At 35.2% G+C, this 18,971-nt stretch carries 11 protein-coding genes and 3 pseudogenes; all 14 read left to right on the top strand.

Going from position 1 to position 18,971, the window contains the following annotated elements; translation table 11 throughout:
* Positions 1-41 precede the first annotated feature (41 nt).
* The 14 genes and pseudogenes from AOLE_RS12365 to AOLE_RS12300 all read left to right on the top strand — a co-directional run bounded on the left by AOLE_RS12365 (position 42) and on the right by AOLE_RS12300 (position 18,304).
* Positions 42-938, top strand: coding sequence for a LysR family transcriptional regulator (locus AOLE_RS12365; protein ID WP_013198305.1), 897 nt, complete (start codon positions 42-44; stop codon positions 936-938).
* A gap of 106 nt (positions 939-1,044) precedes the next feature.
* Positions 1,045-3,942, top strand: a complete 2,898-nt coding sequence (locus AOLE_RS12360; RefSeq protein WP_013198304.1) for a type VI secretion system Vgr family protein — start codon at positions 1,045-1,047, stop codon at positions 3,940-3,942.
* On the top strand, positions 3,942-5,342 hold the full coding sequence (locus AOLE_RS12355) for a hypothetical protein (RefSeq protein WP_005303969.1): 1,401 nt from the start codon (positions 3,942-3,944) through the stop codon (positions 5,340-5,342). The genes AOLE_RS12360 and AOLE_RS12355 overlap by 1 nt, the downstream gene beginning before the upstream one ends.
* A gap of 14 nt (positions 5,343-5,356) precedes the next feature.
* Positions 5,357-6,340, top strand: coding sequence for a PoNe immunity protein domain-containing protein (locus AOLE_RS12350; RefSeq protein ID WP_013198303.1), 984 nt, complete (start codon positions 5,357-5,359; stop codon positions 6,338-6,340).
* A 54-nt stretch (positions 6,341-6,394) separates the two neighbouring features.
* A pseudogene (locus AOLE_RS20750) lies at positions 6,395-7,598 on the top strand (RHS repeat domain-containing protein); the annotation flags it as partial.
* A gap of 17 nt (positions 7,599-7,615) precedes the next feature.
* Positions 7,616-8,134 (top strand): hypothetical protein, encoded by a 519-nt coding sequence (locus tag AOLE_RS12340; protein WP_013198301.1) that lies wholly within the window; start codon positions 7,616-7,618, stop codon positions 8,132-8,134.
* A 77-nt stretch (positions 8,135-8,211) separates the two neighbouring features.
* Positions 8,212-8,748 carry a hypothetical protein gene (locus tag AOLE_RS12335; protein ID WP_013198300.1) on the top strand — a complete coding sequence of 179 codons (537 nt, stop codon included), beginning with the start codon at positions 8,212-8,214 and terminating at the stop codon, positions 8,746-8,748.
* Positions 8,749-8,836: 88 nt separating this feature from the next.
* Positions 8,837-9,175: pseudogene (locus AOLE_RS12330) on the top strand (hypothetical protein); the annotation flags it as partial.
* A gap of 345 nt (positions 9,176-9,520) precedes the next feature.
* Positions 9,521-12,148, top strand: coding sequence for a type VI secretion system Vgr family protein (locus tag AOLE_RS12325; RefSeq protein WP_013198298.1), 2,628 nt, complete (start codon positions 9,521-9,523; stop codon positions 12,146-12,148).
* Between the two features lies 1 nt (position 12,149).
* Positions 12,150-13,069, top strand: a pseudogene (locus AOLE_RS12320) (hypothetical protein).
* A complete protein-coding gene (locus AOLE_RS12315; RefSeq protein WP_013198295.1) occupies positions 13,062-15,815 on the top strand; it encodes a T6SS effector BTH_I2691 family protein in 2,754 nt (917 codons plus the stop codon). Before AOLE_RS12320 ends, AOLE_RS12315 begins: the two are co-directional and overlap by 8 nt.
* Before the next feature lie 10 nt (positions 15,816-15,825).
* Entirely contained in the window at positions 15,826-16,560 is a 735-nt protein-coding gene (locus AOLE_RS12310) for a putative type VI secretion system effector (protein WP_081399337.1), read from the top strand.
* A gap of 51 nt (positions 16,561-16,611) precedes the next feature.
* Positions 16,612-17,382 (top strand): putative type VI secretion system effector, encoded by a 771-nt coding sequence (locus tag AOLE_RS12305; protein WP_013198293.1) that lies wholly within the window; start codon positions 16,612-16,614, stop codon positions 17,380-17,382.
* Positions 17,383-17,398: 16 nt separating this feature from the next.
* Positions 17,399-18,304, top strand: a complete 906-nt coding sequence (locus AOLE_RS12300) for a tetratricopeptide repeat protein (RefSeq protein WP_005304006.1) — start codon at positions 17,399-17,401, stop codon at positions 18,302-18,304.
* The last annotated feature ends 667 nt before the right edge of the window (positions 18,305-18,971 follow it).

Here is an 18,971-nt window from a genome sequence, read left to right as displayed (position 1 = left end):
GTAAAATCATTGTTTGATAATTTTAAACAATTGGCTTAATTGTGCAAAAAAACCTCAAGCAAATTACCAGTTTTTTACAAGTCGTTGATTCTGGCTCTTTTACCAAGGCTGCTGAAATTTTAGGCTTAAGCCGATCAATGGTGAGTATTGATATAAAACAATTAGAAAAGCAGCTCAATACAAGCCTATTAATTCGCAACACACGTAATATTGCATTAACTGAAATTGGTCAGCATTTTTATGAGGATTTTAAACAAATCCAACTTCAGATTGATGAGGCATTTGAGCGAAGCCAACACTTAGGTACAAGCATTACAGGCACTTTACGGTTTTCGTCGACCAATGAATTTGGCCAACGTTTCATTTTGCCTTTACTGCCTGAGTTTTGTCGGCTTTACCCACATTTACGTTTACAGTATTTGTTTAATTCATCGCTTGATGATTTAGTAACTGAAAAATTAGATCTGGTTATTCGGCTAGGAAATTTAAAAAACTCATCTTTAAAAACTCGAAAAATCGGAGAATATCCAATTTATCTTGTGGCTACTCCGCAGTTTATAAAAGACCATCCTATAGAAAATATATCTGATTTAGCAGATGTTCCTTGGATTGGCCACACCTTATTAAATTGGCAAGATTCACAATATATTTTGCAAAATAATTTAGGGGAGCAATATTCATTACCCTTTATTCGAAGTCAGTATGAATCAAACTCGGTCACTGCAATTCATCAAATGGCTCTTTCATCTTTAGGTGTGGCGATTTGTCCTGCATGGTTAGTTGATGAAGATATTCAACAAAATCGCCTAATTCGATTATTTCCTGATTTTTCGTTACCGCTACAAAGTATTCAATTACTTTATCCTCATACCTCTAATTTACCGGCCAAAACGAGAGCATTTATAGATTATTTAATAGCCAATCTTTCTTTCAGTTAAACTAAAAAATATGTAAGTCATGGAAGATAAGCTAATTTATATAAATAGACAATTCTGTCTGTTTTTTATAAAATATCGATGATTATGACTCAGTTTTATAATAACGATGTCCCATAAAATATTTCAAATTTTAGATAGTTTAGGTTTGGTCGCACAGAATCGTGTACTTCATGTGCAATTTTCCAACCCATCATTAAACAATCAAGTCTTCTTACAACGTATTGAAGGCGAACATACGCTTAATCAGGGCAGCGTTGCTGAGCTACTGTGTCTGTCGACGAACGCGCATATTGCATTAAAACAATTTATTGGCTGTCAGGTGGCCGTAGATCAAGTCACTGACACAGGCCAGTTCTTTAGAACCACAGGTATTATTACAGAAGCAAGCCAAGGGCAAAGCGACGGCTCACTCACCATTTATAATTTAACCTTAAAAGATCCAACTGCACTCTGGCATAAACGCCGCAATAGCCGAGTGTTTATGAATAAAAGCGTGCGAGATATTAGCGAAATTCTGTTTAAAGAATGGCAGGGGAAAAGTCCGTTATTTGCCTCAAGTCTAACGCTCGACACAGCAGGTTTAACGAAGGACTACGATGTGCGTCCATTTGTGATGCAGTCAAACGAAAGCGATTATGACTTTTTAACCCGTCTGTGGCGTAGCGAAGGCATTAGTTGGTTAGTCGATGAATCTCAGCTTTTAGTAGCGGATCCGAATGCGTCTATTCAGCCACAAGTGCTACGTTTGATTGATGAAAATCAGAATTATAAAGCTCTTGAACGCCGTAGCCTCCGTTACCAACGCAGCAGTGCCACAGAACAGTTTGATACCATTACCCAAGTTAAAGCTGAGCGCCGCTTACAACCGACTTCAGTTCATGTGCAACGCTGGCAAGCCGATGCCCTACAACAAGAAGAAGGTAGCGGCAGTGTACAAGGCACGCAAAAGCACAGTGAACACTATGACAATGCAAGCTTGAATCTTGAAGATGCATGGCACGTTAGCCCAGCTTGGATGCAGGACTTAAAGGGTGAAGACCAAGCCACCGCTTCTGGTAATAGCCAGATTGAACAGCTTAACCAGCATATTAATGCTTATCATCACCTGAGTTCTAAACAGTTTACGGTTTCAGGTAATGTCCGTGATGCACAGGTCGGTTATTGGTTTGAACTGAATGACCACCCAGAACTCGATCAACATGACAGCGCTGATAAAGAATTTTTAATCTTAAGTAAGCACTACTATAACCAGAATAATTTACCGAAAGAATTACAGCAGCAACTCGAACGCTTGTTGCCAAAAGACAAACTCAAGGCCGCTCAACTCGATAACCAAAACCCAGAGCAGCGCCACTATGCTGAGCTGAATGTCGTTCGACGCAATATTAAAGCTGTCCCTGAATATAACCCGCTAGAACACCGACCAGCAGCTTACCCGCAGCGTGCTAGAGTAGTTGGGTTAGAGGGCGAAAGCATTCATGTCGATCAGTGGGGACGCATTAAAGTCCGTTTCTTGTTTACCCGAGCTGATGACCATAGCCATGACGGTGGAGCGGGAAGTAACGACAATGACACTGACTCGGCTTGGGTCGATGTGCTGACCCCATGGGCAGGCGCAGGTTATGGTGCACGCTTCTTGCCTCGAGTGGGTGAGATCGTGGTGATCGATTTCTTTGACGGCAACATTGACCGTCCATTTGTGGTGGGGCGTATTCACGAAGCTGAACGCCACCCAACCCAGTTCGATCAGAAAGGCCAATTACCTGATACTAAAAAACTCAGTGGTATCCGCTCAGAAGAAGTCGACGGTAAGGGCTTTAACCAGCTACGCTTTGATGACACCACAGGGCAAATCAGTGCCCAGCTACAAAGTAGTCATGCAGCAAGCCAGCTCAACTTAGGTAACTTAAGCCATCCAAAAGATAAGGCGGAAAGTGATGGTCGAGGTGAAGGTTTTGAACTTAGAACAGATCAGTGGGGTGCAGTAAGAGCTGGTAGTGGCTTACTCGTTAGTACCCATAAACAGGACCAAGCTCAAGGCGTACACCTAGATGCAAATGAGGCCAAACAACAAATAGAAGGTGGCCTTAACAATGCCAAGGCACTCAGTGAAGTAGCTAAAAATCAGCAAACTGATCCATTGGAAGTTCTTGAGAACTTAAAAACGTTCATAGAACAAATTGAAGAAAAAGATCAAGACAAAGCTGCCGCTTTTAAGCAAGCCTTGATGATATTAACTGCACCTAACAGTATCGCTTTAGCCAGTAATGAAGACATTCACCTAAGCGCAGATGCTCAGTTAAGCCAAACTGCGGGCGATAGTATTAACCTGTCTACACAAAAGAACTTGATTGCACACGCCCAAAATAAAATCAGCCTTTTTGCAGCTCAAGAAGGGGCGAGACTCTATGCAGGCAAAGGCAAAGTCGAAATACAAGCACAAGGCGATGGAGCAGATTTAATTGCCCGTAAAGCTGTTCAGATTATTTCAACAGAAGACAAAATTGAAATTAGTGCTTCTAAAGAAATCGTTATCACGGCGGGCGGATCTCAAATCAAGATTAATGGTTCAGGAATTTTCCCTGTCACTGGTGGCAAGTTTGAGGTAAAAGCTGGGCAGCATTTATTTATGGGGGGAGGAAGTGCGCAAAGTCAGAATATAGGTCTTCCCTTATTAGGTAAATTAAATAATTGGATGGAACTTAATTATCATTATGATGATTTATCTCCAGTTAAAGGTGCGCCATTTAAAGTTTTTTTTGAAGATGGTAGTTATAGAGAGGGAGTCTTAGATAGCAAAGGATACGCAAAATTAGAAAATATTCCTTCTGGTAAATCAGAAATCTATTATGGAGAGGATCCTTCTGAGTTTATTAAAGATGAGCCAGATGATTTAGATGCTGTAATTGAAGATGACGATCAATTAGAAGATGATTTATGGTCATTTCTAGATGAAGATAGTTATAAAAAATTAACATCTGATTTACAAAAGGGGAGTAAATAATGGGTTCGGTCGCTAAATATAAACGTTCAGCTGATTCAGTCCCGAGTGGTTGGTTGCAAAGCTTAAAAAAAGACACGATGACTTTTCTTAAAGGTGATAGCACAGGGGGCTGGGCAATTATTGCTGAAACCGTTATTGGTTGTGTACCAGTATTAGGGCAGTTGGTAGATGCTAGAGATATTATTAAAGCTATAATTATTTTAACTGCAAATCCTTCTAGTGCCGCAGGCTGGTTTGACCTAATTACAGCTTTAATTGGGCTCGTTCCTGGCGGTGGTGATGCTGTTAAAATGTCTCTTAAAAGTGTTAAAAAGGGTGCTTTGCCAATAGATAGTATTTTAGATGGTATTCGTAAATTTGGAAAAGGTGATCCAGAACAATTAATTAGAAAGTGTTTGGATTTAAATGCTTTACAGAAAAATTTAGATAAAATCTTAACAAATCAAAAAATTCTTAATCAGTTAAGCCCAGCTGCTCGTAAAAATGTAGATCAAATAAGAAATAATTTGGGAAAACAACTACAAGAATTTAAAAAAGAGGTTGATGGGTGGCTTATAAAAAGTAGGAAAACATCGGCTGATGCAGGTAAAAAATCAACAACACAGACCACAAAACCTAAGTCACCTTCAAATGGGGGGCAAAATACTCATAATACAAATCAAGGGAAATCAAAAACTTCAAATAATTCGTCTATAGCCCAAACAGCGATAACAAATTTATCAAATAAATATAAAGGGATTTTAGGGGAACATATGGCAGATTATTATTGTCAAGAAGTTAAGGGATGGGGAAACTCATCTCATGATAAATTAGGAACGAAAAACCCTAATAAGTTAAATGATAAGGGTGAAATGGTTAATCTTTTTTCTACAAAGAGCCGTGGACGCGGAATTGATGGTGTATGGAAAAAAAACACGAGTGATGCAAAACCTTATGTGATAGTAGAGGCAAAATGCAGCCAGAATCCAGCATCTTCATTGAAAGAATTGTTAGGGGATGCAAACGATAAAAATGGTATAGATAAATCAATACCTCAACAGCAACAAAAGTCTGGAAGACGGTCAAGAACACGTACTGGAAGTAGTGCAAATAATAAAAATTTAACTTTAGGTGGTGAAAAGTATAGAGATTCGAAAGGTAAAGTTGTTCAAATGAGTCATCATTGGATAACTAACCGCCTTGTAAAAGCGGTAGGAATTCAATTGGCTCCAATTATACTAAAAAAGCGAAGATATGAACGATATGTTATTTTCTTTAGTGGGCTTCAAGTTGTTGAGCATGCAGTTGCTTTATTAAAATTTTTAGCAAAGCAACAAGTAAGTGATAAAGATCACTCTTCACATCATGCGACGAGAGTATGGACTGATAAAGAAATTAGTGTAGTGGTTAATAATAGGTAAGTGGAAGTAATAGCATGCTAGATTATAAATTTAATCGAAGACAACAATTTTTGGATGAAAAGTATTATCTCTCTACCAGAGCTGCTTTAGTAAATGCTATTCAAGACTTTTTAGGTGAATCTAATAGTGATGAGGATGTTGAAGCGGGATGGATTGATTCTTATTCTATAGCTGCAAGATATCAATTTGATCTATTTATACTAGACTATACTGCTGGAAGATCTATTGATCACTTACGTGTAGATTTTGAGAGTGTTATAAATTTATTTAATGTCTTATCTGAAAAGCAAAGAACTTATTATAAAGATCCAAGTTTTAGTGTCTTTGATTTAGAATTGCTTGATGATTATTGCTTATATATTTGGTTAATTAGTCTTTGTTATTTATTAAAAAGAAATGACTTATTGGTGAGTGTTGCCAAATTAGTAGATGGAGAGACTCAAGAAAATGGTGGTAAAGACTGGATCGTTGAAGAATTTTTAGCTTTTTCTGATGATAATCGTTTTGACTGTTCTGATGTTCTTTTTCCCCAGCCTTACTTTGAGCTTTCAAATGCTTTTGTAAGCCAAGATAATAAGGTTTCTCTGAAGCATTTACATAAATTTTTAAAGAAATGGTATAAAGATTTAGCAGGTGCACCTTGGCATGATACCCATAAAGCTGATGGTGGATATTATGGGTATTGGTCTTTTGAAGCTGCTTGTGCCGTTATTTTATTGGAAATAAATGATGACAAAGAATTATACGATTATCTTTATTATCCTAAAGATTTAATTGCTTTCTATCATTCATTCAATCCAACAGCAGGAGAGGAAAATTTATTAAATAATTATAATAGAATAGCGATTAAAGCAGGTGAGAAGGCTCCTCAATCGGGTTATTGGTTTACAGTAGCTAGTAATAATTCTCGACAATATTTTAATGCTGGAGAGATTCTTCCAGAAATTAAAAAACAAGATTGGGGAGAAGTTTACTGGCAGTTTGAAAAAGAAGAATAAAAAATTAAAATATATAAGTAAGAAAAAACCCCATTATTTAATGGGGTTTTATATCAAAAAAGTTATGGCTATAACCGCTTAGTTAATAACATAGTTAAAGAATATCTTGACCAACAATATCAATATGATGCTTTTGGGCAACTGATTCGACAAAAGTCATCACAAGGTGATTTAAATCTTGAGTGGGATGTGTTGGGACGTCTTGTTCGTAGCCGAAATAATCAATACACGGCAGAATATCGCTACGATGCTTTAGGCCGACGTATTAAAAAGAAGTAAGCATCAACATACAGGTCAAGAGCAGAACATTATTTATGGTTGGGATGGTGATACTTTAGCTTATGAATCTAGCGCTGATTTAACAAAACACTATTTCTACGAAAAAGATAGTTTCGTGCCTTTGTTGCAAGCGGCGTATCATCACTCAATTGAGCTACACCAAACCCAAAACTGGACAGAAAAAACATATAGCATTTATAAAGACCCTTTGTGGAATACCGTAAAACAAAGCCAAGGTTTTGATGATGTATGGTTCTATCACTGCGACCATTTAGGCACACCGCAAGAAATGACCGACTATACAGGTGCAATTATTTGGAAAGCCGAATATAAAGCTTGGGGCGAGTGTAAAGCAGAGAAAGCCAAGTCGAATTTCTTCGAAAACATTGAAATTATTTCAAATAATATCCGTTTTCAAGGTCAGTATTTTGATGAAGAGACAGGGTTACATTACAATCGTTATCGTTATTATTCGCCGTATGTAGGTCGGTTTATTAGTAAAGACCCGATTGGATTGCTGGGTGGCTCTAATATTTATGCTTATGCACCTAATCCAGTGGGTTGGGTTGATCAGCTTGGGCTAGCAAAAACACCAACTCGAACTCTGCAAAAAAATTGGAAAAATTATGTAGGTTGTAAACATACTAATTCAGATATTCATCATGGTTTTCCCGAAGAATATGCAGAAAGATTTAAAAATATAGCTGGTATCGATGTGAATAATCCACAATATTATTATAATCTTCCAAAAGAAAAGCATACTAAATCTCCTGGTATTCATACTAACAGTTCGCGTACTGGTCAGAATTGGAATAAAACTTGGGGGGGAATTTTAAACCAAGTTGAAGCTATGAATTTATCACAAGCTGAATCGAAGGAAATCTTGGAGCAACGTTTGAGAGCATTAGCAAGGAAAGAGCGTATTGGAAAGCACAATGCTACAGCTGTTAAGGGTGCAAACTTTTGTCAATTACAGTAAGTTAAAAGGTATATGAAATGTTCGATAAATTAATGACAGATCAAGAAATTAAAGCGAAATTAATTGAAAGAAGTAGCGAAATAACGAAATTTAGCAAACTACCTCAGCTTGATGGTAATTATTTATCTTTTTTAGGTAAATTTAGAGAAATAGAGATTACACCCGATATTATAATTTTTGGATATGAAACAGCATTAAAAGAAAATCAATATCTTCATGAAAATTATCCTGAAATTAGTGAGAAAGTTTGGATAATTGGTCGTACCGGTCAAGGTGATGAATGGTTTATAGGTAAGGAAAAAAATAATATCTTGTTTTATGATCATAACCAAGGGGAGTATTTGAATATTAATCAGTTTATAGATATGAGAATTACTTTTGAAGACTTTCTTAAAATGGCATTTTCGTATCAACAACTTGAAGAAGAATTGGATATAAACGAAGAGCTTAATAAAGTTGAACAAGATCAATTTAAGAAATTAGTCAATTCTATTAATGAGGGTTTATATGAAAGATATCCCTTTGAATATTTTTAGTTTTTGTATTGGGGTTTAATGATTTTTAGATAAAATATTTGATACTATTTAATTGTATTAAATAGGGAGTCTTAATAGTGCAGGTTTGTTTTAAAAAATTATTAGAGGAAATTGATGATTGTAATGAAATAATTTATGGTGAAAGATTTCTTATTAATCAGGTTAATTCTGTTAATGATGATCTGTTTAAAAGCTATTTAAGTTGTATTCCTGAAAATGATTTTAATATTGATCTAGGAGGGAATATAAATGATTTTTTAGGAAAAGATCCGTTAGGCAATATTCAATATATGTTTGAAGATATATTCGATGAAGAATGTGCTACAGTATTCTTAACACAGCATGATGTAAATATCGTATACATAAATCATAATAATGGCGAGATAGGAGCATGTATTTCAGGCGATGAATTACATATAATTGCTAAAAAATTATTTGATTTTTTTTCGCAAATTAATATTGTGCAGAATTTAATTATTGACCTATATGATCCTAACCCTAGAGGTGAAAATGGAGGGTATAAAACAGGTTTTTTAGAAGAGTTAAAGGAAATTCTTATAAATGAAAAAGTATTGTTAGATCTAGAGAGTTTTATAGAGTTTTTTTATGATTAAAGTGTAAGTAATATTCAAAAATAAGTAGTATTTCTAGATGCTTGTTTAAAAGTACTACTTTGAAATAAGATGTTTTAAAGGTTGGTCTGTGAATTTTTATACAATTTATCCGTCTGAGTATATTGATAGAGATTTTTCTTTTGATTTGAAAGGGAAACAAGAAATTGTCATTGATTATTTTAAATTTGACTTAAGTAATCAATTTTTAAAAAATCCTAGAATAAATTTAGATTATGATAATATTTTTTCTGATCAATTAAATGAGATATTAGAGACTGATTTTTATTATTCATCTTCTGGAATTTTACTATTTTCAAAAAGATTTTTTAATAAAATGAAAGAAATTCTTGAAGATGAGTGTGATTTCTATAAGTGCTATGTGAGGAATGAAGAGGTAGATATTTATGCTATGTATATTAAAAGAAAAAACAATTTATTAGATGAGGATGATTTCATAAAAAAAGATCTTGCAATAGATGAATTTTTTATTGCTAGAGATACGGATAAACCTTATATTTATGTAGTAAGTCAAAAAATTGTAGATACTATTAATAAATTTAAATTAAAAATGAATTTCTTAGAATGCTAAAATATTAATAACTTTTAAAAGTGAATTAATAGCGTAAGTTTTTAATTCACTTTATATCTTTATTACGTTCGTCATCTTCATCCACTCTTGTATTCATATGGTTAAGTTTTTCTTTACAAAATAGACAGATGTTTCTGTATTTTATAAAATAATGCCAATCCTGACAAAGTTTTCATAAAAAAGATGTTATCTCATATACATAGAATTCTAGAAGATTTGGGTATCAGCTCGCAAAAACGCGTGCTTCATGTTCAGTTTTCTAATCCATCGTTGAATACTCAAGTCTTTTTACAAAGTATTGAAGGGCAGCATCAGTTAAATGAAGGACTGACTGCCGATTTATTTTGTCTTTCTACCAATGCCCATATTTCATTAAAACAATTTATTGGATGTCAGGTTGCAGTCGATCAAGTAACTGATCAGGGGCAGTTATATAGAACTACCGGAATTATTACCGAAGCCAGTCAGGGGCAGAGTGATGGTTCATTAACATTGTATAAACTGAGATTACAAGATCCGACCGCGCTATGGCATAAACGCCGAAATAGCCGTGTTTTTATGAATAAAAGTGTACGGGACATTACTGAAATTCTATTTACTGAGTGGCAGAACAAAAGCCCGTTGTTTGCTTCTGGCTTAACTTTAGATTTAAAAAACCTAAGCCAAGACTACGATGTTCGACCTTTTGTCATGCAAAGTAACGAAACGGATTATGAGTTTTTAACTCGACTTTGGCGTAGTGAAGGCATTAACTGGTTGGTTGATGAAGCTCAGCTTTGGGCCGCTGATAGCTCGGATGAGATTCAATCACAAAAGTTACGTTTAATTGATAGTAATGAATCATATTTAGCATTAGACCGAAGAAATATCCGTTATCACCGCAGTAGCGCAGTTGAACAACAAGACAGTATGACGAGTCTTGTGCCAACTCGAAGCTTGCAATCTACAGCCGTGCATGTACAACGCTGGCAGGCTGATGCTTTAAGTCAAGAAGAAGGCATGGGCAGTGTTCAGTCAAAGCATAGCCATAGTGCTAATCAGGATAATGCGAGTTTAAGTCTAGAACATGCATGGCATGTCAGCCCTGCTTGGATGCAAGATTTAAAAGGTGAAGATCAAGCTACCGCATCGGGTCACCAGCAGCTAGAAAAACTCAACAATAATCTATCTGATTATTATGCGTCTCAATCAAAATATTTCCGTGCACAAACTACGGTACGTGATACGCAAGTTGGCTATTGGTTTGAATTGGATGAACATCCTGAAATAGATACGCATAGTGGATCAGACAAAGAGTTTCTGATTGTTGGGAAAAGCTTCTATCTGCAAAATAATTTGCCTAAAGATTTGCAACAGCAAATCAATCAACTTTTTAGTCAAAGCCAATGGCAAAACTATCAATCAGGGCTAAATGACCAGACTGAGCGTCAGATTAATGAGCTCATCTTGTCGCGTAGAAATATTAAAACTGTTCCTGAGTATCATCCGTTAGAGCACCGTCCAGCTGCTTACCCGCAGCGCGCTAGAGTGGTGGGCTTGGAAGGCGAAAGTATCCATGTTGACCAATGGGGGCGCATTAAAGTTCGCTTCCTATTTACCCGAACTGACGACCATAGCCATGATGGTGGTGCAGGAAGTAACGATAATGATACTGATTCGGCTTGGGTCGATGTATTAACCCCATGGGCAGGTGAGGGTTATGGCGCACGTTTCTTGCCTCGCGTGGGCGAGATCGTGGTGATCGACTTCTTTGACGGCAACATTGATCGCCCGTTTGTGGTGGGTCGTATTCATGAGGCTGAACGTCACCCAACGCAATTCGACCAAAAAGGCCAACTACCCGACACTAAAAAGCTCAGTGGTATCCGCTCAGAAGAAGTCGACGGCAAAGGCTTTAACCAGCTACGTTTTGATGACACCACAGGCCAGATCAGTGCCCAGCTACAAAGTAGCCATGCGGTAAGCCAACTAAACTTGGGTAACTTAAGCCATCCAAAAGATAAGGCGGAGAGTGAAGGTCGTGGTGAGGGTTTTGAAATCAGAACAGACCAGTGGGGTGCAGTAAGAGCAGGCAGTGGTTTACTCCTTAGTACCCACAAGCAAAATCAAGCTCAAGGCCTACACCTCGATGCAAATGAGGCCAAACAACAAATAGAAGGCAGCCTAAATAATGCTAAGGCACTCAGTGAAGTTGCTAAAAATCAGCAAACCGACCCGTTAGATATGCTTGAGAATATTCAGACTTTCTTAGAAGCTCTCAAACAAGAAGATCCTAAAAAAGCTGCTGAGTTTCAATCAGCAGTGATGCTGCTGGCATCTCCAAAAAGTATTGCTGTAAGTAGTAATGAAGATATACACCTTAGTGCAAATGGACAGCTCACTCAAAGTGCTGGAGATAGTATTAATATTAGTACGCAAAAGAATATAGTGAGTCATGCGAGTCAAAAAATAAGTCTGTTTGCCGCGCAAGAAGGTGCTCGGCTTTTTGCTGGTCAAGGTAAAGTTGAAATTCAGGCACAAGGTGATGGCTTAGATGTGATTGCTCGAAAGGGCGTACAGATTACGTCAACCGAAGACACGGTTTTTATTACTAGTCCAACTGAAATTAATCTGACTGCAAATGGGTCTCAAGTAAAGCTAAATGGTTCAGGTATTTTCCCTGTTACGGGCGGTAAGCTTGAGGTGAAAGCAGGGCAGCATTTGTTTATGGGGGGCTCATCAATAAATCCACCTGCATTAGATTTACCAGACTGTTCTGCTAAACAGTCAGATGCAGCAAAAAATGGATCAGCAAAAGTGATATTAGACTAAGATGAAGCTTTTATTTTCTAAAGATGAATTAAATTCTAAAAAGTTAAGTGATTTAATATCAAACTTATTTGAACAAAATGGCCATATTAGTTTTTTATGTGATGAGACTTTATTGAGTGGATTCTTTGATGAGTTTATCGAAAAGCTAAAAGATTATGAATTGGAACCAATAGAGATTGCAGCTGGTGCTAAAAAAAATAGCCGTCCAGCTCTTTTCTTTATAAAAATAAAAGTGAAAGAAGATCTAGCAAATTCATTAGAGTTTATTACTCATACATTATTAATGAATTTGGATCAAAATGAGGATGGTTACTTTATTCATGGATTTAGCAAAATTGTTGATCTAAAAATTGCAGTTCAAACTTTTAAAAAACTTGTTATTGCAAAAGATACAAAGAATAAATTTATTTTCCGTTGGTATGATCCACGAGTGTTGGTTTACTTGCCCGCAATAATTGATAAGAAAAGCGAACGAATTGAATCATTTTTAGAGAATTGGCATTTTGTTTTTTTAACGGTTTGTATAAGGTGAAAATTCAGGAAAAAAGGCCGCTTTTTCCTCTTACTTTTACAAATGCTGAGTCAGCAAAACTAGATTTAATTGAGTTGTCGAATACGGTGATTAAGCAATCTCTTATATATGACGAGAAGTTATTGATTCGTCACGATGAGATATTAGATTCACTTCATCAAGCAACAACACAGTATGGAATTTTACATGTAACGGATCTTATTGCTTATGGAATGTATTCCGTTATTTTGCATAGAAACTTTATAAAAAGTCGTTTGATTTCAGACATACTTGATCATTATTGGGTTGATAGAAGTGAGGCCAACTCATTTACCAAAGCAATGGACTATTTAGAAGAAAATCAATATTCACAAGTTATAAGAGAATGTAAAGAGAGCTACCATGGCTAATGATAAACCGACTTTTGCGAAACAAATGAAAAAATTTGGGACGCCAGCACAACAAGAGCAGAAAGTAGTTCAAAAGTTAGGTGTTAGTCCAAACCCAAGCAAAATTAGTCAGCAGGCTGCTGCATCGACGACTCAGAATAATAAAATACCAGTCACTCAGATGTCTAAAAAGGAATGTACTAACTTTTGTCGCCCTACAGGTATAAATATATTACCTCTTAAATATTCTGTAGCTCGTTTAGGAGTAAAGCCATTACCAGCACAATTAGGGGGCAATGTTACTAATGTTCCACTTAAGGAATATAAATATACGGTTCGCATGATTGATTCAGGATATATTTACTTACTTATAAAAAGAAAATCAGGGAAAAAGGAGTGGGTTGCGTATATTACCAATAAAAAGGGGTTTCATCAGGAGTTTGCTATAGGAAGTAAAGCTCCAATTGTTGCTCAAGATTTTGCATGCAATAAAGCTGGGCATAGTGCTAATGCTTCTTTAATTACTATTCCTTCGGTAAATAATGATGATGCCCAAACGGTCTATTTACTTCACGCTCACGCTCCACTCACCAAAAAAATGAGAGAACAATTTGAAAAAAATGCTGATCAGTATGCGACTTCAGGCTACTGGCAAAAAATTGATGTAACAAAAGGAGCTGTCCAGCAACATTGTCTTTCTAGTACCCAGTTAAGTGCTGTTGCATTACCTTTGGAATCATATGGTTCTGCTCGTTGGGGAGCAATAAACAAGAAATTTAGTGAGAAACCCAAAGAGCATATTGGTGTTGCGCTTTATGATCCGATTGGAATTACTTCTAAATTAAATGAAGATCGTAATATATTAAGCTTTAAAGAGATTGATAGTTTCTTAAAAGAAAATAAAGACGGCTTTAGCAACGAACATAAGCTTCAAACTATGACTTTGATTGATAATATGAAGCAAAACTTAGTTGCAAACTCTATTCAGGCAAAGTTCAAAATTATTGATTCAAATGAACAGCAAAGGAAGAAAATTACAGAACCTTATCTTCAAGCAGCGATTCAAAGAGCTGAACGTATGGGTGATAAAAAGGGACTTGAGAATCTTAAAAATTTCGAAAAAAATGCGCCTGCAAAAGCTGCAGCCGAACTTGAAAAACAGAGAGCAGAGGCTGTTAAACAAGCGACTGTGGATGGCGATCATGCATGGAAAAAGTATCAAGCACAGTTAGATCTGAATGGCTTGGAAAAGTTCCGTAAGGATGTCGATAAGAAATCGGAAGAGAGTTATGCTGCTGCGGCTCGCTATGTAGATGATCATTATAACTGGCTGGTTTCTTCTAATCTTTTAAAAGGTCTGTTCTATTTTGACCAGAGTGAGGAATTGAAACAGGGTAAAACACCGAAAGAAAGCAATGGCTTTATTTTTCATGCGGTTATTATGGACTTAATGTATGGAATGAATTTATTGCAAAAAGGGAAAGATTTACTTAATAAATGGATATGTGAAAAAAAAGTTTTGGATAAAAACCTATTCTTGAGAGCCTATTGTTTTAATAACAAAGTCTTGATGGATGAGTATGCCAAGATATTTGAAAGTCCAAGTTCAGCAAAAGACTTACTGGATTATAGTAAACAGAGTTTTAGTATGTTTACCGCAGCCGATGCTGCCTTTGATAGTTGGTTGGGTAGTATTGAGGGGAAAAAATTTATCTCGGCAAATGATTTTAAATGGCCAGATAAACTGTTCTACTGGATATCTTTGATGCTGAATACGGCTCTAAAAGAGTTTGGTGATATACGTTTAAGAACAATAAATATTAGTACAATTACTATAATGGCGCGTGAAGGTGCTCAACGTCATACAGCTCAATTGTTATATTTAAGATCAGGAAATTTGGCTCAACAAATCCCATTGATGAGATTGATGTATAACCTAGAATTTAGAGCTGCTGCAATTTCGTCTTTACCGCAAAGTGGTATGACTTATACTTATCGAAATACTAGGGCGATAGAAATTAAAAACTCAGTATCCTTAGCAGTTAAAGGGCAACCTGATATTACCAAAAATCGAATACTTGCTATCGTAGGTGTTTTTGAGTTACTGAATTTTTATTTCCAATATGATGCTTGGAAATCTGATATTAAAGATAAGCCAGAGCTATCCGTACAATTAGTAGGTTCGATGTTCTCGGTATCTGCTGTTGCATTTGATATGTTAGGTGAGAGTTGGAGCCGTAGAACTGCCACAGGTGCAGCGGCCTCTGCAGCAGCATTTAGATTAACTGCTGGAAGTCTTGGAACTTTAGGTGGAATAACTGGTTTATATGTAGATTCAAAAACCTTAAAAGAGACGAACTCACTTGTTATCCAAACAATGTTATTTACCAGAATTTTGATCAACTTAGGCTTGTCAATTGGACAGGCAGGTGTATTAGCTAGTGCTATTTTACAACATAGCAAAAATGCAGTAATTAAAAGAGTTTTAACTAAATTCACAGCGAATGCTCTAGTCGCATTTTTAATGAGTGCTCGAGTAATTGCTGGATTGAATCTTATAACATTAGGCTTAATTAGCGCAGAAATTTTACTTAAAAAATATGTTTTGGATGATGCAATGGAAGATTGGTGTCAAAAAACAGCTTTTAAATTAGCATCTGACCCTAAAAAAGAGTCAATATTTAAATCTACATCTAGAAATGAAAAAAAATTCCAAACTGCAGATGAAGAATATGAAGAGTTTATGAAAGCGATAGTGAGCGTTTAAAATGTATGAGATGTTAAAATTTGAAGGTCGCATTCAAAGATTAGAGATTTATGATGACTCTTTAAGTGCATTTGGAAAGTCTGGTGATGCTCAAATTGCATCTTCAGCGATTTTGAGTGGTGTGGCAGAAAATGTTTCATTGTCTGCACAAACTGTATTTCTCGCTTCACGTAGTCGTTTACATGTCAAATCAGTTGTTATGGAAATCGATGGTAAAGTTTGCGTAGGGCAATTCCATCGTGCGTTATTTGAACATAATGAATATGTCATTTGTGTCGTAAGACGTCTTGAAAAAAATTTGTATGAACTTTATTCAGTATTGAGCCCTAAAACAGGCTTACTTCATATGCAGGTTGGGATGGGAGCTTCTGTTAAAGCTCATCAGACTTCTATAGCTAAAGGTAGAAATGTTTGGTACGCAATAACAATTTTATTAGGATCTTTAATTTATTTTTGGGCAAGAGGTTTTAATCAGGTTGATATATTAATTTTTTTAGGAGTGGCTATTTTATTTTATTTTATTTTATTTTTTATTATTAAAAATGCATCCAACTCATTAAAACATTTTTCAGAAAAGTCAGAACAAATTTTTAGTTTGTATGGCTTTAAAGATCCGCAAGAGGTTTTTTTATTGCCAAGTCGTTATTTGAGTGAAAAAGATCATTTGTTACTAGAATCCGTATATGAATATAGAAAAGTTATTGAAAGTGATCCATATCCAGAAAGCTATATAGAGCAAAAATAAAAGAATGGGGCCAATAACTAAAGGCTAAAAGGTTATTTAAAGGTAAAGATTTTGAAATTACATCTTCAATTGGTTCAGGGCCCAATCCATTCTCTAGATAAAGCCAAATCTAAAATACCTGTAAATCAGGATGTGGGCGGCATCGCAGCAGGTACCGCTTTTGCAGGTGTACTTGCTGGAAGCAGCTCCTTACTTACAAGCTCACCTATTTTATTAATGGCTGGAAAAGCAAAAGATGGTATAACTTTTATAGGTGAAATAGATAAGTATCCATTAGTAGGGCAATTTACGACAGCACGTTTTGAAGAAAATGACGAATTGATTGCTGTAATTAGCGAAAAAACTATTGATGGACGTCATCAAGTTTATGCAATTGTTGATCCTAAATCAGGTCTATTGTATATGATCTATGAAATGGGTCGTTCAGTAAAAATGGGATATAGAGCTATTATGATGCAGACTTGTTTTTTTAGTGTTCTGTCATTTGGCTTGTTCATGGTGATACTTATATTTAGTTTTATCTCTTCTTCTGATTATTCTGGTGAGAGTATAATATTCTTCTTTGAGGCAGTGCTTATAACATTTTTTATTTCATTTTCTGCATTCATAAATTATTTTAGTTTTCGAAAATCATACGAGAATTTTGGCAATTTATCTGAACAAATATTTGAAAAATTAGGTTTTGAAAATCCTAAAGAGCAGGATTTTTATAATGATTTTTTAACTGATAATGGTGTTCAGATTAGTGTAATGAAGTATAGAAAAAATTTAAAAGGCCAAGATCCTTATCCAGAAGATTATTTTGATAAGAAAAATTTTTGAAGTAAAAGGTTAATTAATGAAGCTTAGATTGTTTGTCATTACCTTAATATTATTCACATCTGCATGCACTCAAGACAAAGAAGAACACACTCACGGAACTTTGACTAAAGATTATAAAGATGTGTCTGAATACAAGTCTAAACATGATCTGGAAAAGGCTGTGAAGGCAAATGATGCAGAGGCTATTTTTGTATTAGCATCTATGTATGCCACAGGCGAAGGTGAAAAATTTGATCAAAAGAAAGCATTGGAACTATTTGAAAAATCTGCACAACTAGGCTCCTCAAATGCCATGCTTCAATTAGGACTGATTTATCGAAATGGCAATGAAGTTGTTAAAAAAGATGATCAAAAAGCTTTAATTTGGTTTGAAGAAGGAGCTAAAAAGGGAAATCCTTCCGCAATTCACAATGTTGGGTTGGCCTATTACAAAGGTTTAAATGTAAAACAGGATAGAGCAAAAGCTTTTACATATTTTATTCGATCTGCTGAATTAGGACTCATACAATCCCAGACGGTAGTTGCTGCTCAATTATATGTAGGTGATGGTGTCGAGAAAGACATCAAAACATCTTTTAAGTGGTTATTAAAAGCTGCTGAACAGGGAGATCTTGAGTCACAAAACAATGTAGGCTTGGCTTATGAGCGAGGTGATGGTGTAGAGCAAGATCCGCTTCAATCACTTGTCTGGTTTAAACGCGCTGCTGATCATGGACATGCGTTAGCGCAATATAATACTGCTCTTAAGTATTATAATGGTGCAGGTATGAAACAGAATTTAGATGAATCAATCCGATATGCAGAAATGGCTGTACGCAATGGAAATAAATCTGGAGCAGAGTTGTTATTTAATATTTATTCGGATGATAGTAGTTCAAAATTTAGTCCTGAAAAAGCTAATTATTGGAAGTCTAAAATATAAATTTATACTTAAATAAAAGTTCTTTTGAGTGGAAAGGTCTTTTTATTTTTCTCTAACTTAAAACTCGCAATATTCTTTAAAACTATAACGCCAAATAGTTTATTTTTCTTGATATTGAGTGTGGTTTTGAACTATCTAAGAACTTGACCTTAAGAGAAAGATGGTTACTCATAAATCTATGAGTTTTATTGATTCTAATTGCTCTCCCAGAGTGAAATAAAAAATATACCAAATAGACAGATTAGTCTTGACAAGTTAAATTTTATTTACATTGAATTTTACTTTCATAAATTTGAAATGTATCTTTTGCAATCATTTAATCTGTCCAATCGTTTAAATCAAATAAAATATTTTTAAGAAAATGTTTCATAAAACTTAACTAAATGATATTTATGATAATTTTTGGTTTAGTTTTAATTTTTATTTAATGCATAAAAATCAACAACTTATTTTTAATTACAAAAAATAACAATATTATATTTTTATAAGAATAACTTTATTAAGCTATATTTTATAACCATCTTAACTATTTACTTTTAGTTTAAGTTGATATGATTTTTATATAAAATATGTTTGTTTATATGATAAACTGCGCGTAAATTTTTTGAATATAAGGTTTTTAGACTGATTTTTTAATGTTTTATTAATATTAACTTTTCAGTAAAGC

The sequence above is a fragment of the Acinetobacter oleivorans DR1 genome, assembly GCF_000196795.1.
In the GTDB taxonomy this organism is placed as follows: Bacteria; Pseudomonadota; Gammaproteobacteria; order Pseudomonadales; family Moraxellaceae; genus Acinetobacter; species Acinetobacter oleivorans.
The sequence above is the reverse complement of the archived record's forward strand: the minus strand, read 5'-3'. Positions and strand labels throughout refer to the sequence as shown.

Coding starts and splice junctions, on each gene's coding strand:
- AOLE_RS12360 (WP_013198304.1), top strand. CDS start 1,045: ATGTCCCATAAAATATTTCAAATTTTAGATAGTTTAGGTTTGGTCGCA.
- AOLE_RS12355 (WP_005303969.1), top strand. CDS start 3,942: ATGGGTTCGGTCGCTAAATATAAACGTTCAGCTGATTCAGTCCCGAGT.
- AOLE_RS12350 (WP_013198303.1), top strand. CDS start 5,357: ATGCTAGATTATAAATTTAATCGAAGACAACAATTTTTGGATGAAAAG.
- AOLE_RS12340 (WP_013198301.1), top strand. CDS start 7,616: ATGTTCGATAAATTAATGACAGATCAAGAAATTAAAGCGAAATTAATT.
- AOLE_RS12325 (WP_013198298.1), top strand. CDS start 9,521: ATGTTATCTCATATACATAGAATTCTAGAAGATTTGGGTATCAGCTCG.
- AOLE_RS12315 (WP_013198295.1), top strand. CDS start 13,062: ATGGCTAATGATAAACCGACTTTTGCGAAACAAATGAAAAAATTTGGG.
- AOLE_RS12310 (WP_081399337.1), top strand. CDS start 15,826: ATGTTAAAATTTGAAGGTCGCATTCAAAGATTAGAGATTTATGATGAC.
- AOLE_RS12300 (WP_005304006.1), top strand. CDS start 17,399: ATGAAGCTTAGATTGTTTGTCATTACCTTAATATTATTCACATCTGCA.